This window comes from Kribbella shirazensis (assembly GCF_011761605.1).
GTDB lineage: Bacteria > Actinomycetota > Actinomycetes > Propionibacteriales > Kribbellaceae > Kribbella > Kribbella shirazensis.
This window is the reverse complement of the sequence record NZ_JAASRO010000001.1, coordinates 95,865-118,311: the sequence shown is the minus strand read 5'-3', so window position 1 is coordinate 118,311 and position 22,447 is coordinate 95,865. Positions and strand designations below refer to the sequence as shown.

Below are 22,447 nucleotides of genomic sequence, written 5' to 3'. Positions count from 1 at the left end.
GTCCCGGCGACATGGGTGCAACGCGATAGCGCCCGCAGGTCGATGCCCGTCTCCTGCTGAGTACGTAACCGTCCGGTCATGTTCGTGACCGGCGCTCACGTGCGGCTGCGATCCGGCGCCTATCGTCCGTGAATCCGAGAGAGAGTTTGCGTGACCCAGCACCACCAGTTCGACCCTGAGTCTGCCGACGGGCGGGCCAAGAAGCCTCGACACAAGAAGCACCAGAACCAGTCCTACGGCGAACGCCTGGCCGCGGACCAGACGTACGACGCCCGGAACACCGCCCGCTCCGAGGACCGCAAGCCGGTCAAGGGCTACCGCTCCGAGCAGCCCCGCGCGGACCGTGGCCAGCGCTCCGACGAGCGTCCGCGCACCGAGCGGACCGAGCGGCCGCAGTACAACCGCGACGACCGGTCCCGTTACAACCGCGACGACCGGCCGCAGTACAACCGTGACGACCGTCCGCAGTTCAACCGGGACGACCGTTCGCAGGGTGACCGGCCGCGTTTCAACCGCGACGACCGTCCGCAGTACGGCAACCGCAACGACCGTCCGCAGTACAACCGTGACGAGCGGCCGCAGTTCAACCGGGACGAGCGTGCGCCGTACCGGCGGGACGACCGTTCGCAGGGTGACCGGCCGCGTTTCAACCGCGACGACCGGCCGCAGTTCAACCGGGACGAGCGGCCGCGGTTCGAGCGGAGTGAGAAGAGCTATCGGAAGGACGAGCGGGTGTACTCGAACGACCGCCGCGACGCGCAGGTGGAGCAGGCGGTGGATCTCGGTACTGTTGCCGAGGACAACCAGTTCGCCGCGCTCGGACTGTCACCGCGGCTCGTGCAGCGGCTGGCCCGGGACGGGATCACCTCGCCGTTCCCGATCCAGGCCGCGACCATCCCGGACGCGCTGGCCGGCAAGGACGTGCTCGGCCGCGGTCAGACCGGTTCCGGCAAGACCCTCGGCTTCGGGCTCCCGACGCTGATGCGGCTGGCCGGCGGCCGGACCGAGTCGCGCCGCCCGCGCGGCATGATCCTGGTTCCGACGCGTGAGCTCGCGATGCAGGTGCACGACGCCCTCGAGCCGCTCGCGCACGTGATGAACGTGTCGCTCAAGCTGATCGCCGGCGGCCTGCCGTACCCGAAGCAGATCGACGCGCTCCGGCGCGGTGTCGACCTGCTGATCGCCACCCCGGGCCGGTTGATCGACCTGTGCGAGCAGGGCGCGGCCGACCTCGGCGCCGTGGAGATCGCGGTCCTCGACGAGGCCGACCACATGTGCGACATGGGCTTCATGCCGGCCGTCACCACGTTGCTCGACATGACGCCGCCGGAGGGTCAGCGCCTGCTGTTCTCAGCGACGCTGGACAACGACGTCGACAAGATCGTGAAGACCTACCTGAAGGATCCGGTGCAGCACTCGACCGAGTCCGGCCAGGCGTCGGTCAGCACGATGGAGCACCACCTGCTGGTCATCGAGCCCGCCCACAAGCAGTCCCTGACCGCCGAGCTCGCCAGCCGCGACGGCCGGACCATCGTGTTCGTCCGTACCAAGCTGGGCGCCGACCGGATCGCGACGCAGCTGCGCGACCGTGGCGTGATGGCGGCGGCGCTGCACGGCGGCCTCACCCAGGGCATGCGGAACCGGACCCTCGACCAGTTCAAGGACGGTTCGGTGCCGGTGCTGGTGGCAACGGATGTCGCGGCCCGCGGTATCCACGTCGACGACGTCGGCCTGGTCGTCCAGGCTGACCCGCCGGCCGAGCACAAGGACTACCTGCACCGCGCGGGCCGTACGGCGCGTGCCGGGGGCAAGGGTGCCGTCGTCACGCTCGTCCTCCCGCACCAGCGGCGCGGCATGATGCGGATGGCCGAGACCGCCGGTGTGAAGGCCGAGCCGGTTCGCGCCCGTCCGGGCGACGAGCTGGTCACCGAGCTGACCGGCGGCAGCAAGCCGTCCGGCTTCCCGGTCAAGCTTCCTGCCCCGAAGCCGCAGCGCTTCGGCAAGGGCGGCGGCGGCCGGGGCGGCAAGCGGTTCGGTAACAACCGTCCGGGTCGCGGCCACGACAACCGTGGCGGCAGCGGTCCGCGCCGTACCGGCAACGGACCTCGCCGCACCGACGGCAAGTCCTACCAGCACTGACACCCGACGAACGGCGGGCCGAGACAGGTTCTCGGCCCGCTGTTCTGTTTCAGGTCAGAACGGCCCACAACCGGGCGACGACTGTCGCGATCTCTTCCGCGTCCAACGGCACGAGCTCCAGCATCAGCTCGCCTTCGGCCATTCGGTCGGTCATCACGTAGATGGGCGGGCTGCCGGCCTCGAGCTCGGTGGCGACCCGTTTGGCGTCGGCAACCTTCAGCAGCACCCGGGACACCGGAAGACCGGTCGGGTCCGGGACCGCCTCGACCGTGACGTCGGGGATCCGCGACACCGCGCCGACGAACGCGTCGACCTTGGCCTGCTCGTCAGCCTCCCACTTCACCCGGTCGAACGCCTGCCACTCCTCGAGTGCCGCGAGTACGCCGACGATTGCTTCCTTCGTCGGCTTCATCACCCGCCCGATGCCCTTCTCCTGGGCGCGCAACGCCTGCACCAGCGACCACGTACCGGCCGCGATTCCGGCGGTCGGCGAGCCAAGGTACTTCTGCCCGCTGACCAGCACCAGATCCGCGCCAGTCGCCAGCAGGTCCGCGATCCGCGGGAACTGCGCCGCGCCGTCGATGATCGCCGGTACGCCGCGACGGTGCGCGGCCCGGATCGCCGCCGAGAGATCGATCGGCTCGCCCCGCGTCAGCCGTGACGACACCAGCATCAGGCACGCGACGTCCGGCCCGTCGAGCTCTGCCTCGAGGTCGGCGATGGTGCAGCTGTCCTCGTCGCCGGCCAGGTCGACCTGCGCGCCGGCGAGCCGGATGCCCTGCAGGTTGGAGTGGCCGTAGTCGACCACGTGGCACGCCGGCAGCACGACGCGGTTGTGCATGTCGGTGGTGTCCGGCAACGCCGCCGTACGCCGGGGATCGCCGCCCGTCATCGTGGCCGCGACCGCGAGCGTGACGCCGGCCGCGGTGCAGTGCACGACCGCGCCGGCCGGGGCGCCGGTCATCTGCGCGATGGCCTCGCTGGCGCGATCGCCCAGCTCGTCCATCACGAAGAACTCAGGCAGGGCCTGCGCGACGGCTGCCGCCACCCCGTCGGAACTCCGGGACACCCCGAGCGGGGTGTACGTGCCCTTGGCGTTGATCACCACACTCAACCGGTAACGATCATGAATGCCCATGGTGTTGCCGAGCGTAGTGGTCACGCACCGCAGTTGGCGAGAGTCTGCGCGTGAGTTCTTGACCTGTTCCTACTGGTGAGTCATTCTCACTTTTACCGACCTGAGGAGGGAACCGTGCCCCGCCCCGCACTCCGAACCCGCCTTCGCACCACGATCGCCACCGTCGCCACGACGGCCGCCGTCGCCGCCGTTCTCGCGGCCGTGCCCGCGCCGACGCAGGCCGCGCCGCAGGCCGTTGCCGCGACCCCCACGGACTATTGCCTCGAGCAATGTCGCGACATCCTGCCGCCGGGCCAGAACGGCAACGCGACCTTCACGGATCTCCTTGCTTTCAAGGCATTGGGCGTCCGTCCGGCGCACTTCAGCGACACGGTGAAGCCGTACCAGGACCTCGTCTGGAACACCCAGGGCATGACGGACGACGGTCTCGCGCCGTACTTCGACGACGCCTCGTTCGGGGTGAAACCGGGAGACGTGGCAAGCACCATCCAGCCGCGCAGCGACGTGACGATCGTCCGCGACAAGTCGCGCGGGATCCCGCACATCACGGGCACGACCCGGCTGGGCACGATGTTCGGCGCCGGGTACGCCGGTGCGCAGGACCGCCTGTTCGTGATGGACGTGTTCCGGCACCTCGGCCGCGGACAGCTGACCCCGTTCGCGGGCGGTGCGCCGGCGAACCGCGCGTTCGAGCAGGAGTTCTGGCGGACCGCGCCGTACACCGAGGCGGATCTGCAGCGGCAGTTCGACGACGCGGACGAGTTGTACGGCGCGGACGGCGTGAAGATGCAGCAGGACATCCAGGCCTGGGTCGACGGCGTGAACCACTACATCGACACGGTCGGCATCGCGTACCCCGGTGAGTACGTCGCGCTCGGCCTGGACTGGCCGACGCCGCACTGGAAGGTGACGGACGTCGTCGCGACCGCGGCCGTGGTGGCGGGCATATTCGGCACCGGCGGCGGTTCGGAGGTCACGTCCGCGCTGGCGCTTCTCGAGGCGCAGGCGAAGTACGGCGTTGCCGAGGGCACCAAGGTGTGGGAGTCGTTCCGCTCGCAGAACGACCCGGAGGCCAACACCACGGTGCACAACGGCGCGACGTTCCCGTACGGAACCACCGGGCCGAACCCGGCCGGCCGTGCGCTGCCCGATCGCGGCTCGGTCACCCCGGAACCCGAGGTGATCGATCAGACCGTGCACCGGACGGCCACCGCCAAGCCGGCGCCGAAGGGCGCGGAGGAACTGCGCGGAATCTTCGACGGCGGACTGTTTCCGGAGGGATTCGGAAAGAAAGGAATGTCGAATGCGCTGCTCGTTTCCGGCGCGCACACGCAGTCCGGGAACCCGGTTGCCGTCTACGGCCCGCAGACCGGGTACTTCGCGCCGCAGCTTCTGCTCCGCCAGGAACTGCAGGGCCCGGGTGTCAGCACCCGCGGCATCGCCTTCGCCGGCCTGAACTTCTACACGCTGATCGGCCGCGGCCCCGATTACTCGTGGAGCGCGACGTCCGCCGGACAGGACATCACCGACACGTTCGCCGTTCCGCTCTGCGAGCCGAACGGCGGAACGCCGACGAAGAACTCGCAGTACTACGTTTTCCGCGGCCGCTGTGTGCCGATCGAGCGGCTCGAGCGGCACAACGAGTGGTACGCCAGCCTCGGCTCGTCGGAGCCGGCCGGGTCGTACACGTTGGTTGCCCTGCGCACCGAGTACGGCATCGTCACGCATCGCGGAACGGTCGGCGGCAAGCCGGTGCTGTTCACCAAGAACCGGTCGACGTACGGCAACGAGGCGGGTTCCGCGCTCGGGTTCATGCAGTTCAACGATCCCGGCAAGATCCGGTCGGCCGCCGACTTCCAGAAGGCGGCGGCGAACATCGGCTACACCTTCAACTGGTTCTACACCGACAAGGACTCGATCGCGTACTACAACTCCGGCGACAACCCGGTGCGCGCCTCCGGTGCGGATCCGAACCTGCCGACGTGGAGCACGTACGAGTGGCAGGGCTGGAACCCGGACACCAACCGCGCCACGTACACCCCGCCGGCCCAGCACCCGCAGGTCGTGAATCAGGACTATCTGACCAGCTGGAACAACAAGCCGGCCCCTGAGTACTCCGCATCGGACGGCCAGTGGGGCTACAACGCGGTCTACCGCAGCCAGCCGCTCGACGACCGGATCGAGGCGGTCATCGACAGCGGGCAGAAGTTCACCCGCGGCAAGCTGGTCGAGGCGATGGAGGACGCCGCCACGGTCGACCTCCGCGGCGACAAGGTCCTGCCGTACCTGCTCCGCGTCCTGAAGAGCGCGCCGATCACCGACCCGGCCGTCGCCGACGCGGTGACCAAGCTGACCGCCTGGCAACAGTCCGGCGCGCACCGCAGAACCCCCAACGCAGCATCCCGCACCTACGACAACGCCGACGCAATCCGCATCCTCGACGCCTGGTGGCCCCTGCTCGTCCCCGCACAGTTCAAGGACCTCGGACCGGATCTCTACGGCGCGCTCGTCGCCAACCTGAAGATCGACGAGCGGCCGGGCGCACAGGGATCCGCCTTCCAGAGCGGCTGGTGGGGCTTCGTCCAGCGCGACCTGAGGAAGGTCCTCGGTGACCCGGTCCAAGCACCGCAACCCGTGACGTACTGCGGCGCCGGGTCGCTCGCCGCCTGCAGGTCGGTCCTGACCGACACCTTGCTCGCGGCCGCCAAGGTGCCGGCCTCGACGACCTACCCGGCGACCGCGGACTGCGCGGCGGGCGATCAGTTCTGCGCCGACCAGATCGCGCACAACCCGATGGGCGGCATCACCCAGGACCGGATCGCGTGGGTGAACCGGCCGACGTACCAGCAGGTGATCGAGTTCCCGGCGAAGCGCGGTGACGATGTCAGCAACCTGGCGGCCGGGAAGACGGCGACCGCGAGCAGCTACGAGAAGGGCTGGTACAACTCGCCGCCCGCGCTGGCCGTCGACGGGAAGCTGGACACCAGATGGGCGAGCGACTGGTCCGATCCGCAGTGGCTGAAGGTTGATCTCGGCAACGAGCAGAACGTGAGCCGGGTGGTGCTGCGGTGGGAGGCGGCGTACGCGAAGGGGTACCGCATGGAGGTGTCGCGGGACGGCTCGACCTGGCAGCGGGTGTACGCGACAACGGCCGGAGACGGCGGGACGGACGTGGTGCGGTTCGGCGCCGTTCCGGCCCGGTATGTGCGCGTCACCGGGACGCAGCGTGCGACATCGTACGGCTATTCACTCTACGAGCTGCAGGTCTTCAGATGTTGACGTCCTCCCCCGCCTCACGGCGGGGGATTCCAACTATGCGACCGATGGGGGTGCTTGTTGGGGTTCACGCTTCTCAGAGACCAGTACGGCAGTCTCTCGGCGTGCGTTCACGGCCCGTCCAGCCGCGACAGTGTTTGCGATGTTGATGGCGGCGTTCACGTCGGCGTTGGCCTCGTGCCGACAGGCGACGCACCGGAACACCGCTTGGCTCTCGCGGTTCTCCGCTGCGACGTGCCCACAGGCGCTGCAGGTCTGCGACGTGTACGCAGGATTGACCTTCTCGACCCGGCCCGGCGCCTTGTGATGCAGACGCTGAACGAGCAGGCCCCAACCCTGGGCGAGGATTCCTCGGTTGAGGACGGCCTTCTGCCGCACATTGCGCCCGGCGCTGCGCGGGTGCCTCGCGCCGACTTCGTCATCCCGCGAATACGCAGGTCTTCGACGCCGATCACGTCGAACAGCCGAGCGAGGTTGGTGGTCGTCTGCTCGACCCAGTTCTTCCGCCGGTCGCTCTCCCGTGCCTTGAACCGCGCGATTGCGGCCCGGATCTTCCCGCGCCGGTTACTGCCCCGCTTCGCTCTGGCGAGCTTGCGTTGCAGACGCTTGACACGCCGCTGCTCGCTTCTCGACAGGCCAGGGCAGGACAGCATCTCTCCCGTCGACAGGGCCGCAGACACAGTCACTCCACGATCCACACCCACCACGACACCGTTCCCGGGCGCCCGGATTGGTTCGGCGATCACCGCGAACGCGATGTGCCAGCGCCCTGCCCGGTCCCGTGTGACGCGGTACGACTTCGCCTCCGGCAGCTTGCGGGACAGCCGGAACTTCACCCAGCCGACCTTCGGGACCAGCACCCGGCCCCACTTGCGATTCAGCTTCTCCACCCGCTGAGCCTGCATACCAACGACCCGAAACCCCTCATGCACGCCTTCGCAGCGCCACGTCGGCCGCCCATGGGTACCTGCGTAGAAGTTGCGCCATGCCTGGTCGAGATCCCGCAACGCCTGCTGCTGCACCGTCTGCGACCCAGCCTTCAGCCACGGCTCCGCCGCGCGAGCTTCGGTGAGTTGCGCGCACTGCGCCACGTATCCCGGCGTTGCGGGGCGGGCGGGCCGCCACATCAGCCGTTGCTCCAGCCCCAGATTCCACACATACCGTGCGTGTCTGCACTGCTCCAGCAACCCAGACGCCTGGGTTAGGGTCGGTGCGAGGCGGTAGCGGGACACGTTACGTACCCCATCAGACGGCGCCGACAGTTTTCACCTGAAGGGAGCGAGTTGCGGGTCGTCCCGCTCTCAGGACGGGACTTCCTCGCAAGACATCAAATGAGCCAGAACTTTCCTCCGAACCAGCCGTATCCGCCGCAGCAGCCGGGCTACCAGCAGGGTCCGCCGCCCGGGTACCAGGGGCCGCCGCCCGGGTACCAGCAGGGCCCGCCGCCGCAGCAAGGATTCGGCCAGCAGGGCAACTATCAACCGGCCCCGTCGAACGCGCCACATGTCGCGCCGCAGGGTTCGCCGTACCCGGTGCTGGTCTCGACGATGAACGACCTGCCCGGATACACCGCGGAGAAGGTGTACGGCGAGGTGTTCGGGCTGACCGTGCGGAGCCGCGACTTCGGGTCGAACTTCACCGCGAGCTTCCGGTCGCTGGGCGGCGGCGAGGTGCCGGAGTACACCCAGATGCTGGCCGAGTCGCGGCACGTCGCGGTGATGCGGATGTGCCAGATGGCACAGCAGATGGGCGCGAACGCGATCCTCGCGATGCGGTTCGACTGCAACGAGATCGCGAACACGATGAGCGAGGTGGCCGCCTACGGTACGGCGGTCGTGGTCCGGAAGGTCGAGCCGCCGCGACCCAAGGACAAGACACCCGACGAGGACGATGCGAATGACAGCTGACTTGACATTCCCGGAGGGATTCCGGTGGGGGGTCTCGACGTCGGCGTACCAGATCGAGGGTGCCGTGGCCGAGGGCGGCCGCGGCACCTCCACCTGGGACACCTTCTGCGCCGAACCGGGCCGCATCCTCAACGGCGACACTGGCGCTGTCGCGTGCGACCACTATCACCGGTACGCCGAGGACGTCGCGCTGATGCGTGAGCTGGGCGTGGACACCTACCGGTTCTCGTTCGCGTGGCCGCGGATCCAGCCGTCGGGGAGCGGACCGGGGAACGCGGCCGGCCTGGACTTCTACGACCGGCTGATCGACACGCTGCTCGGCGCCGGGATCCAGCCGGCGCCGACGCTGTACCACTGGGACACCCCGCAGCCGCTCGAGGACGCGGGCGGCTGGCTGTCCCGCGACATCACCGACCGGTTCGCGGAGTACGCCGGGATCCTCGGCGCCCGGTTCGCGGATCGGGTGCCGATGTGGATCACGATCAACGAGCCGATGGTGCTGACGCTGATGGGCTACTCGCTCGGTGCGCACGCGCCCGGCAAGGAGCTGCTGTTCGACGCGCTTCCGGTCGCGCATCACCAGCTGCTCGCGCACGGCCGCGCGGTGCAGGCGCTGCGGGCCGCGGGCGCCCGGGAGATCGGCATCGCGTCGAACCACGCGCCGACCTGGCCGGCGAGCGACAGCGCGGAGGACAAGGAAGCCGCAGCGCTGTACGACAACCTGATCAACTGGCTGTTCGCCGATCCGATCATCCTCGGCGAGTACCCGTCCGGGATGGGCGACGGGATGCCCGGGCCGGTCGCCGACGACCTCGAGGTGATCTCGACCCCGGTCGACTTCTTCGGCATCAACCACTACGCGCCGGTGTCCGTCGGGGTCGCCACCGGCCAGGCCGACACCGCCGCGACCGACGGCGTCCTGCTGCCGCCGGGCCTGCCCTTCGAGCCGCGGACGCTGACCGGCTACCCGACCACCGACTTCGGCTGGCCGGTCGTGCCGGACGCGTTCGGCGAGATCCTGCGGACCTTCCGGCAGCGGTACGGCGAGAAGCTGCCGCCGATCTACATCACCGAGAACGGGTGCGCGATCAACGACGAGCCGGTCGACGGGGTGGTATCGGACCAGCGCCGGATCGACTACCTGGACGGCTACCTGCGGTCGTTGAAGGCCGCGATGGACGACGGCATCGATGTCCGGGGGTACTTCCAGTGGTCGTTGCTGGACAACTTCGAGTGGGCGGCCGGATACTCGCAGCGGTTCGGTCTGGTGCATGTGGATTTCGAGACGCTGGAGCGGACGCCCAAGGCGTCGTACCACTGGTTCCGTGATGTGATCTCGCAGAGCCGGCGATGATTCCCGACCCGGGGGTGGTGCCGTCCGCGCTGGCGGAGCCGACCGTCCGGGTACGGGGCGGCTGGACCGCGGCCGTCGTCCTGGCGAACGTCGGGGTGTTCGCCGCCTGGCTCGGGCCGATCCAGGTGCTGCTGGCGAAGCAGTCGCAGGCGGTTGCTCCGGGCAACAAGGAGTTCGTCTTCGGACTGGTGACCGGCGTCGGCGCGGCGGTGTCGGTGGTCGCGAATCCGGCGTTCGGTGCGATCTCCGACCGGACCGCGTCGCGCTACGGCCGTCGGGTCCCGTGGGTGGTCGCGGGTGCCGTCGGCGGCGCCATCGGTCTCGGGATCCTGGCGGGTGCGCACCTGATCGCGTTGATGCTGGTCGGTTGGTGCCTGATGCAACTGTTCGGCAACGCATTGCTGGCGGCGGCCACGGCCGTCGTACCGGACCGTGTCCCGGTCACGCAACGCGGAGTCGTCGGCGGCTGGGTCGCGATCTCGCAGGTCCTGGGCGCGTTGGTCGGTACCGCGCTCGCCGCTGCCTTCGACAGCATCACCCTCGGGTACGTCGCCTGCGCCGCGTTCCTGCTCTTGTCGGTCGTGCCGTACCTGCTGCGCAGCGGTGATGTTCCGCTGGTCGAGCGGCCGCCGTTCGTGCTCCGCGATGTCGTGAAGGGCTTCTGGATCAGCCCGCGCCGGTACCCCGACTTCGGGTGGGCGTGGTTGACCCGCTTCCTCTTCAACGTGGGCAATGCGCTCGGCACGTTGTACCTCTTCTACTACTTGCAGGACGAGGTGGGGATCCGCGACCCGGACACCGGCGTACTGATCCTGACCGCGATCTACAGCGTGTGCGTGCTGGTCACCGCGATCAGCTCCGGGCGATGGTCGGACCGGTCGGCGCGGCGGAAGGTGTTCGTCACCGCGTCCGGGTGGGTGATGGCCGCGGCCGGGGTGATCCTCGCCTTCTGGCCGACCTGGCCGGGGGCGATCCTCGGCGCGATCGTGCTCGGCGCCGGCTTCGGCGTCTACCTGTCCGTCGACTTCGCTCTGCTCACCCAGGTCCTCCCGAACGCAAGGGACCGCGCCAAGGACCTCGGCGTCATCAACATCGCCAACTCCCTGCCCCAGGTCCTCGCCCCCGTCATCGCCGCCCCGATCGTCAAACACCTAGGCGGCTACCCGGTCCTCTACCTCTCGGCGTCCTTCGTCACGGTCCTGGCCGGCGTTCTCGTCAACCGGATCCGTTCAGTCAGCTAGGGGCCGCCCCTGGCCTGCGGCCGCTTGCTCCTGTCACGATGAGGCGTGACCGGACCATGAGGAACGACCGGGAGCGATCGCCGCTGATCCAGCGCCTCGCAGCGCTCGGCGCCGTCGACGGCGATGCCGAGGACGAACGCATCCGACGATCGACGCTCGTGTTGTCGACCTCCCTCATCTGTGTCCTGACGCCCCTCTGGGTCGTCACCTACCTCGCCCTCGGTCTGCCGATCCCGATGTCGATCCCCTTGGGTTACCTCGTCGTCACGATCCCTTCGCTGTTCTGGTTCGCCCGCACGCGGCGATACGTCCCGTTCCGCACGTTTCAGCTGACGCTGATGCTCCTGCTCCCGTTCGCCCTGCAGTGGTCGCTCGGCGGGTTCGTGGCCTCGAGCGCAGTGTCGCTGTGGGGCCTCTGGCCGGCGCTCGGCGCGGTCTTGTTCGTGGGAGCGCGCGGGGCAGTGGCCTGGTTCGCCGGGTATCTCGCCCTGTTGGCCGTCTCGGCCGCAATCGAGCCCGCTCTCGAACCGGCTGCGATTCCGGACGCCGTGCAAACCGCCTTCTTCGTCGGGAACCTGACAGGGCCGTCGCTGGTCGCCTACTTGCTGTTGCAGTACTTCGTTCGCGAGCGCGATCGGGAGCATCAGCGGTCGGAACGACTGCTCCTGAACGTCCTGCCGGCCGCGGTCGCGGCCCGTCTCAAGCAGCATGAAGGCATCATCGCCGACCGCTTCCCCGAGGCGACCGTGCTGTTCGCGGACATCGTCGACTTCACGCCACTTGCCGTCGGGCTACCGCCGGAGGACGTGGTCAGGCTGCTCGACGAGGTCTTCACCGCTTTCGATCGGCTCGCCGACGACTACCGCCTGGAGAAGATCAAGACCATCGGCGACGCCTACATGGTGGCGGGTGGCGTTCCGACGCCGAGAGACGACCATTGCGAGGCTGTCGCCGAGATGGCGCTCGCCATGTTGCAGGAATGCCGAAGGCTGACCGGCCCCAACACCGTGAGGTTGCGGATCGGCATGGACACCGGTCCGGTCGTGGCCGGCGTCATCGGGCAGCGCAAGTTCAGCTACGACCTGTGGGGCGACACGGTCAACACGGCGAGCCGGCTGGAGAGCCACGGTGTGCCCGGCTCGATCCAGGTCTCCTCACGGGTCTACGACCGCCTGTGTGATCGGTACCGCTTCGAAGAGCGCGGCATCATCCACCTGAAGGGCAAGGGACCGACGCCTGCCTGGCTGCTACTGGGCCCGCGGGCGTGATCGGTTTTGGGTCGCTTCCGGGCCGAGGGCTTTGGTCAAAGTGCGGGCGACGGGGCCCGTGGCGGTGATCCGGACGTGGTCGAGGTCCAGCCAGTCCGCCATCAGGTGGAGTTCGGCCGCCAACTGCTCGGTGAAGTCGGGGGCGCCGGGTTCGGGGGTGAGGGTGGGGACGACGAGGGTCGACGTCTGGCGGTCGGACTTCAGGTCTACTCGGGCCACGAGTTGGTCGCCGAGGAGGAACGGCAGGACGTAGTACCCGTGGATGCGTTGCGGTGCGGGGGTGTAGATGCTGATCCGGTAGAAGAAGTCGAACAGGTGCTGGGTGCGGTCGCGGTTCCAGATCAGCGGGTCGAACGGGGAGAGCAGCGCCTGCGCGTCGATCGGGCGGTCGGTGGCCTCGTGCCAGCGGTACGACTGCTGCTTCACGCCTTCGACGCGCACCGGCACTAGATCGCCGGCCTCGACCAGTTCGCCGATCACCTCCCGGCCTGTTGCCGCGGGCAACGGAAAGTGTGCTTGGCCGCTGCCGCCGCAGAGCTCCTTGAGGGTCGCGACGCCGAGGCCGCGGGCCGCGATCCGGATCAGTTCACGACGGGCCTCGTCGGCGGTCGGCTCGGGAGCGTCGAGTACGTCGGCCGGCAGCACCCGCACCGTCAGGTCGTAGACCCGCTCGAAGTTCCGGCGTCCCGCGATCGTCACCTGCCCCGTGCAGAACAGGTACTCGATCGCGATCTTCGCGTCCTGCCAGTTCCACATCCGGCCCGTGGTCGGATCCGGGTCGGGGTCGGTGCGTTTGCGCCGTACGCCGTCCGGACTCGCCTCGCCCGCGGTCAGCGGTCCTCGTTCCGTGACGAGCTGCAGGACCTGGTCGACGTACCCGGGCCGCTCGGCGGTCAAGCGGCGCATGCCCGCGACGACCGACCACGGCGCGGTCACATCCGGGCTCAGCTCCTCGTCCCACACCTGCCGCTCGGCCGCCCGCATCCGCCACCGCATCAACGGGTAGGTGCTGAGCGGGAGCAGCGCGGCCTTGTGTCCCCAGAAGTACTCGAACAACTCCCGATCCGGGCCCCAACTCAGCTCGTCCAGCCTGGTGCGCGAGTAGTTGCCCACCCGCGCGAACACCGGCAGATAATGCGACCGGCACAGTACGTTCACCGAGTCCAGCTGCAGTACGCCGACCTGCCCGATCGCCCGCCGTACGTCGCCCCGCCCCCGCGGCTCCCCGAACCCCTGCGCCCCCAAAGCAATCCGCCGCGCCTCAGCCCCCGAGACCTCATCTCCAACGGCAGCCATACATCGAACATAGCGGGACACTGGGCTCATGCAGTCCATCACGATCGGAAAGCCACACGAGTACCTCCGGCTGACTGCCGTTCGATGGCCGTCGGACAAGGCCCCGGAGCACTTGCCGCGACAGAAGCGCCGGTACCTGCAGGCCGAGCTTCGGATCCGGCAACTCACCGCAACCAGCAGGCTCGACCTCCACGACGACTACGCCGGCCTGGTGCAGTTCTTCGATCAGGCTGTCGCGACCTGGCGTGACTGGAACAACGCGGGCGCAGTCTGGGGGTTGTCCAGCGGGCTGCGGCTCGAGCTCGTCAGCGGGCCTCGGCCGGGAGGACGGCCGGATCACCTGATTCTCTGGATCAAACTGCAGGACGGTGGTGGTTTCCGGCACCGGCCCTGGACGGTGGAGACGATGTTGGTCCTCTCGCCGCCGGACCTCGACGCCTTCGCGCGAGACCTGCATGAGCTCACCGACTAAGCAGGCACAAGTTCTGCCTCGTAGCTGAGGGTCAGGCGGCGGTAGGCGGCGCTGAGGAAGGCCAGCAGGACGACGACCAGCATGACCAGGCTCGCCGCGACGAACGCGAGGGCGATGCCGCGGGCCTGGCCGCCGCCGAGGAGCCAGCCGAAGGTGGTGCGACCGGCCGCCGACTCCATGTACGGGATCAGGAGGAACTGCGCCGCCGGGCCGATCGCGAACGCGGCGACCGGGGTCGACGCGGTCTCGATGCTCTGCGCGAACCCGAACACCCGGCCCTGCTTCTCGAACGGCACCGTCCGCTGCAGGATCGTCTGCTCGGCCGCCTCGGCGATCGGGATCACCAGCATGAACCCGAGCATCCCCAGCACCAGCAACGACTGCCATTCGCGGACCGCAGTACCCAGGCCGATGATCGCGATCGCGACGTTCGCCAGCAGCAGGATCCGCAGCGGCGAGCGGCCGAGACCGAACTTGGCGACGAGCGCACCGCCGGCGATGAACCCGATGCTGACGATCCCGAGCACGACACCCCACGACTGGACCGAGAACAGGTTGAGTCCGTACGGGTCCATCAGCGCCATGAAGACGCCCATGATCAGGTTGTTGAACGTGCTGAACAGGACGAGCGGAAGCAGTCCGGGGACGCCGCGCATCGTGTTCCAGGCCGTTCGTACGTCGATCCGCGTGCGCTCCTGGTGCTCCGGCCGCGGCTCGTCGAGGTGGATCGCGAGCAGCAGGTGCACGAGGACGGCGCCGGTGAAGACGACCGCGATCGCGACCGTGCCGCCCATGCCGACGAAGCCGACCGACAGGCCGCTGAGGACGCTGGTGATCAGGTGCGCGACGCCGTTGACCGTGCCGACGAGACCGTTCGCCTTGTCGCGGCGGTCGGCCGGGACGAGCAGTGTGACGGCTGTCGAGAGCGCGATGCTCCGCAGCTGCCCGGCGGTGCTGCCGACCAGGACCATCAGCGTGAACGCCCAGAACCAGGGGCTGTGCCAGTCGGTGAGCTGCCGGCTCGCGACGACGTACAGCAGACCGGCGCCGGTGAACGCGACACCGGTGATCGAGCTGGACAGCACCATCGCCGTCTTCTTGCGGTGCGAGTCCACGATCGCGCCGAAGATCGTTCCGGACGCGGCCCCGATCAGCATCGAGACGCCGGAGACGACCGACGCGGCGAGCACCGAGCGCGTCACCAGGTACACCCAGAAGGCGAACCCGAAGCTCAGGAACGTGGTCGTCACGTTCGCCACCAGAGTGTTGATCAGCAACCGCCGGAATGTCGTGTTCATACTCATACGTCGGACGCGACCCCGGGGAATTGACATGACCTCCGGGAGAATTCAGTCGACCATCACGGACCAGAGCGTCTCGAAATCCTCGACCGGCAGCGCGACGAGCCCTCGGTGGAGCTGGTAGCCCCAGTTCGGCTGCTGGGTGAGCGCCAACTCGCTCGCGACCTGCGCGAGCGCCGCCCGCTCGACGCGCGCGAACTCCACGCGCCGCCGCCAGGGCTGCACGACTCCCCGCGCCCCCATCGACATCGGCTCTGCCTGGTACGGCGTGGCGTCGGCGATCACGCCCAGCGCGGTGAACGCGCGGAGCGGACGCTTCTCGCGGTACTGCTCGGTCGGGGAGTAGATCGCGAACCCGTCGCCCTGGTGCAGTCGCGCGACGCCGTACCGCTTGCCGTGGTTGAGCTGGATGAATCCGCCCTCGATCGCCTGCCGGGTGTGATCCGCGGAAACCACACCCAGCCAGGCGCGCTGCATCTGTGTCATGGGACTACTGTGGGCCGGAATATACGACATCTTTCGTCATGATTCGGCGGCGGAGTTTGTCGAGCAGCGGCCAGGCGATCATCAGCACGATCACGGCGTAGATCACGTAGGCGACCGGACCGCCGATCAGCCCCGAGACGTCGCCGTTGGACAGTTGCAGCGCCATCCGGGCCTGCCGCTCCGCGATCGGGCCGAGGATCACGCCGATGATCAGCGGCAGCACCGGCAGACCGAACCGGCGCATCCCGAAGCCGAGCAGACCGAGCAGCAGGAGCAGCAGCAGGTCGAGCGGCTGCGCGTTCACGGCGTACGCACCCATCGAGGCGAAGAAGATGATCCCGGCGTACAGGTACGGGCGCGGGATCTGCAGCAGTTTCGCCCAGGCCGGCGCGAGCGGCAGGTTGAGCAGCAGCAGGAACAGGTTGCCGATGAACAGGCTCGCGATCAGCGCCCACACCAGTTTCGACTCGCGCTGGAACAGCAGCGGGCCCGGCTGGATCCCGTACGACGTGAACGCCGCCAGCATCACCGCCGCGGTCGCATTCGTTGGCAACCCCAGCGCCAGCATCGGAACGAGCGTCCCGGCCGCCGACGCGTTGTTCGCCGCCTCCGGTCCGGCCACGCCCTCGATCGCGCCGTGCCCGAACTCCTCCGGATGCTTCGACAGCTTCTTCTCGGTCGCGTACGACAGGAACGTCGGGATCTCCGCACCGCCGGCCGGCAGTGCACCGATCGGGAACCCGTACGCCGTCCCGCGCAGCCACGGCTTCCACGAACGGCGCCAGTCGGACTTCCCCATCCACGGCCGCCCGACCGGGATCACCGTCCCCGGGTTCCGCCGCAGATGGGCCGCGACCCAGAGCGCCTCGCCGACCGCGAAGATGCCCACGGCAACCACAACCACATCGATGCCGTCGGCAAGCTGCGGGATGCCGAGCGTGAGCCGCTGCTGTCCGGTCACCTTGTCGATCCCGACCAGCCCGATCACCAGCCCGAGCAGCAGCGCCGCGAAACCGCGGATCCGCGACGACCCCAGCACTGCGGTGGCACCGGCGAACGCGAGCAGCATGATCGCCAGGTAGTCCGGCGCACCCAGGCTGATCGCGAACTTCACCACCTGCGGCGCGACCAGCACCAGCAGCAGGGTCCCGATCGTCCCGGCCACGAACGACCCGATCGCGGCCGTCGCGAGTGCCTGCGCGGCCCGCCCGGCCCGGGCCATCTTGTTGCCCTCGATCGCCGTCACCACCGATGACGACTCGCCTGGCGTGTTCAGCAGGATGGAGGTGGTCGAGCCGCCGTACATGCCGCCGTAGAAGATGCCGGCGAACATGATGAACGCCTGCACCGGCTCGAGACCGTAGGTGATCGGCAGCAGCAGCGCGACCGTCATCGCGGGACCGATCCCGGGGAGTACGCCGACCGCCGTGCCGACGGTGACTCCCAGCAGCGCCAGCAGCAGGTTGAGCGGCGTGAGGACGTCGCCGAACCCGTTCATCAGGTTCATCAGGTTGTCCATCAGAGAATCCCTTGCAGTACGCCGGCCGGCAGGTTGACGCCGAGCCCGATCGCGAACGCGTAGAACGTGATGAGCGCCAGCGCGACGGCGACGAACAGGTTGCGGACATGGTGCCGGCTGCCGAGCGCGAACGCCGAACCCCAGAACAGCAGGGTCCCGCTGATCACCCAGCCCAGCGGCTCGATCAGCGCGAGGTTCACCACGAAGGCCGCGATCAGCAGGAGCACGGTGCGCCAGTCGACGGGCGACGTGACGTCGACGTCCTCGCCTTCCTCGGCCTCACCGGTGCCGCCGCGGGCGACGTCGACGGTGTAGACCACGGCGACCACCAGCAGCAGTACGCCGAGCACGATCGGGATCGGCTTGGGGCCGATCGGATCGTTGCTGTTGGCAATGTGCTGGAGCCGGGCGGCGTCGATGATCACCAGGACGCCGACCACCGCCAGGAACCCACACACTCCGTACTGCGCCGTGTCCCGCCGGGTTTCGGCGCTGGTCACGCCGCCAATCCAAGTTTGGTGAGGATGTCCGCGACCGCCTTGTCCTGCTCGGTCAGGAACTTACCGAACTCGTCACCGGTCACGAACGCGTCCGTCCAGCCACGCTTCTTCAGCTCGGCCTTCCACTGCTCCGAGTCGTGCATCTTGGTCAGCGAGTCGATCCAGACCAACTTGTCGGCGTCGCTGATCTCCGGCGGCGCGACGATGCCCCGCCAGTTGGTGAAGACCAGGTCGACTCCGGAGTCCTTCAGCGTCGGCACGTCCTTGAGCGCGTCGATCGGCTTCTCGCTGGTCACCGCGAGTACGCGGACCTGACCGCTCTCCACCTGGTCGAGGAACTCGCCGAATCCGCTGGCCCCGAAGGCGATCTTGCTGCCGAGCAGCGCGGGCAGCAGCTCGCCGCCACCGTCGTACGAGACGAAGTTGACGTCCTTCGGGTTGATGCCGACGGCTTGCGCGAGCTGCATCGGCAGCAGGTGGTCAGGGCCGCCCGGCGACGAGCCGCCGCCGACGGCCAGGCTCTTCGGGTTCGCCTTCCAGGCCGTGACGAGATCCTGGATCGTCTTGTACGGCGAGTTCTTCGGCACCACGATCGCGCCGGCCTCCTCGATCATCTTGGCGATCGGGGTGGTCTGGGTGAGCGTCGCCTTCGACTTCGACGTGTACGTCGCGCCGACCACGCCGAGCCCCATCTGCATCGCGAGCTTGCCGTTGCCCTTCTCGTTCACGATCCGCTGCAGGCCGACCGTGCCGCCGGCGCCGGGCAGGTTGAACACCTGCACACCGGTCGCGATCTTCGCGTCGTCCATCACCTTCGCGGCGGTCCGCGCCGTGGTGTCGTACCCACCGCCGGCGGTGTTCGGCACCATCAGCCGCAGGCCGGTGGCCGGCTTGCCGCTGTCGGCGGCGGCCGTGTCCGACTTGTCGGCGGTCGCACCGCAGGCCGTCAGGCTGAGCAGCGCGAGGAGCACCGTGGACGTCAGGAGCCTTGACCTCATCGGCTTGGTCCTTTCCAGAGGGATCAGGTGGCGACGATCGTGGACCTCCGGGGGTACGGGCGTCTGCGTTGTGGCCGCAGCGGTGGTTGAGTTCATTGTGGTCACGGGCGGAACCTGGTTGAAGTGTGGCACTCAGGCGCTGGAGCGGTGATCATGCGGCAGAGCCTGATCCGAGCGAGGAGGTGGACCATGACGAGGCTGGGACGGCGTCCGACGCTGGCCGGGCAGTTGCTCGTGCTGCAGCTGGCGATCGTCGTGGTCGTGCTCGTCGCCGTCGCGGCGGTCTCGCTCGCTCAGTCGGCCGCCACGTTCAACCGGGTCGAGGGCCGCCGCGTCACCTTGCTGGCCGAGCAGCTGTCGGCGAGCCCTGCACTGCGGTTCAACATCCGGAACCCGGCGCCTGCCGAGACGCTCGCCCCCACGCTGCAAGCGAGCATCGCGCAATCCGGCGTCAGCTCGATCACGGTCGCGAACGCCGGCGGAAGGGTGATCGCGGCAACCAACGTGACGCTGATCGGGACGGAGCTCACGCTCGGTGACGCCGGGCGCGGATGGTCCGGTGAGCTCGATGGTGACGACGGGAAGGAACTGGTCGCACAGGTTCCGGTGCTGAGCGAGGGCAGGGACGAGAACGGCAACCCCGACGGCACACTCGGTGACCACATCGGCACGGTGATGGTCGGTGAGCGCGTCCCCTCGATCCCGCAACGGTTGCGCGGCGCGTCGTCGTACCTGGCGATCTATCTCGGGATCGCCTGCGTCCTCGGGCTGCTCGGGTCCTGGCTGCTGGCGCGGCGGATCAAGCGGCAGACGCTCGGGCTCGAGCCCCGCGAGATCGCCGGCCTGGCCGAACACCGGGAGGCCATGCTCTACGGACTGGCCGAAGGAGTCGTTGCTCTTGACCCCCATCTGCGCGTGACGCTGGTGAACGACGTCGGCCGGCGGCTGCTCGACCTGCCCGAGGACGCGACCGGCAAGAGCCTGCGTGAACTGGGCATCGAAGGGCGGCTGCGTGAGGTGCTGGCCGGTGACGACGATGCGCGCGACGCGGTCGTCGTACGGCGTGGGCGGGTGCTCGTGATGAACCGGATGAGTGTGACCAAGGACGGGCGGTCGCTCGGATCGGTCACCACGCTGCGCGACCGGACCGAGCTGGCGCAGCTGGAGCGCGAGCTGGGCTCGTTCCGTTCGTCGGCGGAGTTGCTGCGGGCGCAGACCCACGAGTTCGCCAACCAGTTGCACACGATCTCGGGACTGATCCAGATCGGGGAGTACGACGAGGTGGTCACGTATGTCGGTGCGCTCAACCGCTACCGTGAGTCACTCGACCTGACTGTGACGCGGCGGGTCCACGACACCACGGTCGCCGCCCTGCTGATGGCGAAGTCCTCGCTCGCGGCCGAGCGCCGCGTCGAGCTCCGGGTGTCCGAGCGGACGACGTTGCTGCGCCTCGATCCGGAGCTGTCCGCCGACATTGCGACCGTCCTCGGCAACCTGGTCGACAACGCCGTCGACGCCGCGGCACAGTCCGGTACGCCGCTGTCGCCCGCGTGGGTCGAGGTCGAGCTCCGCCAGGACGCGACGAGCGTGGAGATCGTGGTCCGCGATTCCGGCCCGGGGGTGGCGCCGGAGCTCGCCCAGGAGGTGTTCGCGCACGGCTTCACGACCAAGGCCGCTGCCGAGGGGGAGCGCGGCATCGGCCTGGCGATGACCCGCCTGATCTGCCGGCGCCGCGGCGGCGAGGTGGCGGTCACGAACCTCACGGAGGGCGGCGCCGCGTTCGTCGCCCGGATGTCCACCCAGCGCACCCCGGAAGGAGCCCGATGATCAAGGTCCTGGTTGTCGACGACGACTTCATGGTCGCCCGGATCCATCGCGGGTTCGTCGACCGCGTGGACGGCTTCGCGGTCGTCGGTACGGCGAACTCCGGCGACCAGGCCGTGGCGGCACTCCGCGACCTCTCTCCTGACCTGGTGCTTCTGGACCTCTACCTCCCGGACGTGTTCGGCCTCGACCTGATCGCTCGCCTGCGCGCCGTCCAGCCGGACGTCGACATCCTCGTCATCACGGCCGCCCGCGAAGCCGACGCGGTCCGCGGCGCCGTCCGGCAGGGCGTCGTGAACTACCTGCTGAAACCCTTCGGTTTCGAGGACCTGCGGGCGCGGCTCCAGGAGTACGCCCGGCGCCGGGCCAGCGTTCCCGACCAGGTGACGTCGCAGGCCGACGTCGACCGCGTCCTCGCCCCCACCCGCCAGCTGGTCAACCGCCTCCCGAAAGGCCTCAGCCAGGAGACCGCCGACCTGGTCACTGCAGCCCTCCGCGCCACCCCCGACAACCTCTCCGCCGCCGAATGCGCCGAAAAGGTCGGCATCTCCCGCGTCAGCGCCCGCCGCTACCTCGAATTCTTCACCACCCAAGGCCAAGCCGAAGTAACCCTCCGCTACGGCACCACCGGCCGCCCCGAACGCCGCTACACCTGGCGAACCTGAGCCTGCAACTCGACAGTACGTATACGCCCACTACGAGGTATCGCCAGGCGGACTGAGCGTGACCATCAGCCCTACCGGCCGTATACGTACTGTCGCCCCGCACCCCCACCACGGCCCGCACCCCACCACGCCCCACCCGCGCCCCGACCGCCGCCCTCGCGCCGTTCGGCTGGCACCACCGCGGGGCGAACCCTCCAGTTCGGTGGGCATCGTCTCAAGTGGAGGGTTGCCCACTGAAAATCTGAGGGGGCAACCCCCCACCTCAACAGGCAAGCCGACCGTCAGGTCGGGTGGACCGGGAGTGCTTCATCGTCTGCGCCGCAATTTCGTCGGGTTGACGTCCGGCTTGGTCGTGTGGGGAGTTCTGCTGGTCGTTTCAGGTGGGTAGGGCTCCCCGGTCCGCCCGTCGCCACGTGTTCGCCGGCACCGACCAGGGCATGCTTTCGGCGATCGACCGGGCGGTTGGGTTGATGCCGGGTCCCGGGCAGGTTGGTCTACTGTCGACCTCCGACGGATGTGCAGCGCAGACCACTTAGTCCTCGACCAGTTCGACTGTGGCTGCGTGGCGTTCGGCTAGGGCGTGGTAGACGGCGGCGTTGTGGTCGACGAAGAGTTTGGCGGTGCCGTCCAGTGGGACGATCTTCTTTGCGGGACTGCCCATCGCGACCGACTCCGGCGGGATCACGGCGCCCGGGGTGACAGTCGAGCCGGCGGCGATCAAGGAGCGTTTGCCGACGACGGCGCCGTCCAGCACGATCGAGCCGTTGCCGACCAGCGCCTGTTCGCCGATCGTGCAGTCGTGGACCAGGCACTGGTGGCCGACCGTCGCGTTCGGGCCGATCTCGCAGCCGTTGTGGCCGACGTGGATGACCGTGTTGTCCTGGATGTTCGCGCCGGCCCGGATCGTGATCGTGCCGAGGTCGGCGCGGATCACAGCGCCGTACCAGATCGACACCCCGGCCTCGACGACCACGTCGCCGACGAGCGTCGCGGTCGGTGCGATCCACGCGTCGGGGTGCACGGTCGGGCGCTTACCTTCGAACGAGTACAGCGGCATGCGCCA

The 22,447-nt window shown here is 68.8% G+C and carries 18 protein-coding genes and 1 pseudogene; 9 read left to right on the top strand and 10 right to left on the bottom strand.

The annotated features are described in order from the left end of the window. The first annotated feature begins 150 nt into the window (after nucleotides 1-150). Nucleotides 151-2,139: a DEAD/DEAH box helicase gene (locus BJY22_RS00515; protein ID WP_167203213.1), complete on the top strand. Its 1,989-nt coding sequence runs from the start codon at nucleotides 151-153 to the stop codon at nucleotides 2,137-2,139. A gap of 49 nt (nucleotides 2,140-2,188) precedes the next feature. On the opposite strand, the gene BJY22_RS00510 is transcribed toward BJY22_RS00515, so the two are convergent. Beyond that, a complete protein-coding gene (locus BJY22_RS00510) occupies nucleotides 2,189-3,301 on the bottom strand; it encodes an aminotransferase class V-fold PLP-dependent enzyme (protein ID WP_337757908.1) in 1,113 nt (370 codons plus the stop codon). Between the two features lie 90 nt (nucleotides 3,302-3,391). On the opposite strand from BJY22_RS00510, the gene BJY22_RS00505 reads away from it, so the two are divergent. Continuing rightward, nucleotides 3,392-6,556 (top strand): penicillin acylase family protein, encoded by a 3,165-nt coding sequence (locus BJY22_RS00505; protein WP_167203212.1) that lies wholly within the window; start codon nucleotides 3,392-3,394, stop codon nucleotides 6,554-6,556. Nucleotides 6,557-6,589: 33 nt separating this feature from the next. Here BJY22_RS00505 and BJY22_RS41345 read toward each other — a convergent pair whose 3' ends face one another. Then, nucleotides 6,590-6,931, bottom strand: a complete 342-nt coding sequence (locus BJY22_RS41345; protein WP_337757907.1) for a transposase — start codon at nucleotides 6,929-6,931, stop codon at nucleotides 6,590-6,592. Between the two features lie 86 nt (nucleotides 6,932-7,017). Next, a pseudogene (locus tag BJY22_RS41340) lies at nucleotides 7,018-7,785 on the bottom strand (RNA-guided endonuclease InsQ/TnpB family protein); the annotation flags it as partial. A gap of 99 nt (nucleotides 7,786-7,884) precedes the next feature. Between BJY22_RS41340 and BJY22_RS00495 the strand changes: the two are divergent. Genes BJY22_RS00495 through BJY22_RS00480 form a run of 4 tightly spaced genes read left to right on the top strand, consistent with a single transcriptional unit; the run spans nucleotide 7,885 to nucleotide 12,323 of the window. Next, nucleotides 7,885-8,460 carry a YbjQ family protein gene (locus BJY22_RS00495; protein WP_167203211.1) on the top strand — a complete coding sequence of 192 codons (576 nt, stop codon included), beginning with the start codon at nucleotides 7,885-7,887 and terminating at the stop codon, nucleotides 8,458-8,460. Further along, nucleotides 8,450-9,814, top strand: a complete 1,365-nt coding sequence (locus tag BJY22_RS00490) for a GH1 family beta-glucosidase (protein WP_167203210.1) — start codon at nucleotides 8,450-8,452, stop codon at nucleotides 9,812-9,814. Before BJY22_RS00495 ends, BJY22_RS00490 begins: the two co-directional genes overlap by 11 nt. Further along, nucleotides 9,811-11,055 carry an MFS transporter gene (locus BJY22_RS00485; protein WP_167203209.1) on the top strand — a complete coding sequence of 415 codons (1,245 nt, stop codon included), beginning with the start codon at nucleotides 9,811-9,813 and terminating at the stop codon, nucleotides 11,053-11,055. The genes BJY22_RS00490 and BJY22_RS00485 overlap by 4 nt, the downstream gene beginning before the upstream one ends. A gap of 56 nt (nucleotides 11,056-11,111) precedes the next feature. Beyond that, complete coding sequence (locus BJY22_RS00480) at nucleotides 11,112-12,323, top strand: adenylate/guanylate cyclase domain-containing protein (RefSeq protein WP_167203208.1); 1,212 nt, start codon at nucleotides 11,112-11,114, stop codon at nucleotides 12,321-12,323. On the opposite strand, the gene BJY22_RS00475 is transcribed toward BJY22_RS00480, so the two are convergent. After that, nucleotides 12,303-13,619 carry a winged helix-turn-helix domain-containing protein gene (locus BJY22_RS00475; RefSeq protein ID WP_167203207.1) on the bottom strand — a complete coding sequence of 439 codons (1,317 nt, stop codon included), beginning with the start codon at nucleotides 13,617-13,619 and terminating at the stop codon, nucleotides 12,303-12,305. The genes BJY22_RS00480 and BJY22_RS00475 overlap by 21 nt on opposite strands. 28 nt (nucleotides 13,620-13,647) lie before the next feature. On the opposite strand from BJY22_RS00475, the gene BJY22_RS00470 reads away from it, so the two are divergent. Continuing rightward, nucleotides 13,648-14,091: a hypothetical protein gene (locus tag BJY22_RS00470; RefSeq protein ID WP_167203206.1), complete on the top strand. Its 444-nt coding sequence runs from the start codon at nucleotides 13,648-13,650 to the stop codon at nucleotides 14,089-14,091. Here the strand turns inward: BJY22_RS00470 and BJY22_RS00465 are convergent. From BJY22_RS00465 to BJY22_RS00445, 5 genes are read right to left on the bottom strand one after another with little or no spacing between them, the layout of a single operon-like run. Beyond that, nucleotides 14,088-15,389 carry an MFS transporter gene (locus tag BJY22_RS00465; protein ID WP_167217701.1) on the bottom strand — a complete coding sequence of 434 codons (1,302 nt, stop codon included), beginning with the start codon at nucleotides 15,387-15,389 and terminating at the stop codon, nucleotides 14,088-14,090. The genes BJY22_RS00470 and BJY22_RS00465 overlap by 4 nt on opposite strands. 51 nt (nucleotides 15,390-15,440) lie before the next feature. Next, a complete protein-coding gene (locus tag BJY22_RS00460; protein ID WP_202890936.1) occupies nucleotides 15,441-15,878 on the bottom strand; it encodes an EVE domain-containing protein in 438 nt (145 codons plus the stop codon). Nucleotides 15,879-15,882: 4 nt separating this feature from the next. Then, a complete protein-coding gene (locus BJY22_RS00455; RefSeq protein ID WP_167203205.1) occupies nucleotides 15,883-17,397 on the bottom strand; it encodes a tripartite tricarboxylate transporter permease in 1,515 nt (504 codons plus the stop codon). After that, nucleotides 17,397-17,897 (bottom strand): tripartite tricarboxylate transporter TctB family protein, encoded by a 501-nt coding sequence (locus BJY22_RS00450; RefSeq protein ID WP_167203204.1) that lies wholly within the window; start codon nucleotides 17,895-17,897, stop codon nucleotides 17,397-17,399. The genes BJY22_RS00455 and BJY22_RS00450 overlap by 1 nt, the downstream gene beginning before the upstream one ends. Further along, complete coding sequence (locus BJY22_RS00445; RefSeq protein WP_167203203.1) at nucleotides 17,894-18,895, bottom strand: Bug family tripartite tricarboxylate transporter substrate binding protein; 1,002 nt, start codon at nucleotides 18,893-18,895, stop codon at nucleotides 17,894-17,896. Before BJY22_RS00445 ends, BJY22_RS00450 begins: the two co-directional genes overlap by 4 nt. A 189-nt stretch (nucleotides 18,896-19,084) precedes the next feature. Between BJY22_RS00445 and BJY22_RS00440 the strand changes: the two genes are divergently transcribed. Then, the gene (locus tag BJY22_RS00440) at nucleotides 19,085-20,722 is read left to right on the top strand and encodes a sensor histidine kinase (protein WP_167203202.1); all 1,638 of its coding nucleotides are present in this window, start codon (nucleotides 19,085-19,087) and stop codon (nucleotides 20,720-20,722) included. Then, nucleotides 20,719-21,384 (top strand): response regulator, encoded by a 666-nt coding sequence (locus tag BJY22_RS00435; RefSeq protein WP_167203201.1) that lies wholly within the window; start codon nucleotides 20,719-20,721, stop codon nucleotides 21,382-21,384. The genes BJY22_RS00440 and BJY22_RS00435 overlap by 4 nt, the downstream gene beginning before the upstream one ends. A gap of 532 nt (nucleotides 21,385-21,916) precedes the next feature. On the opposite strand, the gene BJY22_RS00430 is transcribed toward BJY22_RS00435, so the two are convergent. Beyond that, entirely contained in the window at nucleotides 21,917-22,441 is a 525-nt protein-coding gene (locus BJY22_RS00430; RefSeq protein WP_167203200.1) for a gamma carbonic anhydrase family protein, read from the bottom strand. Nucleotides 22,442-22,447 lie beyond the last annotated feature (6 nt).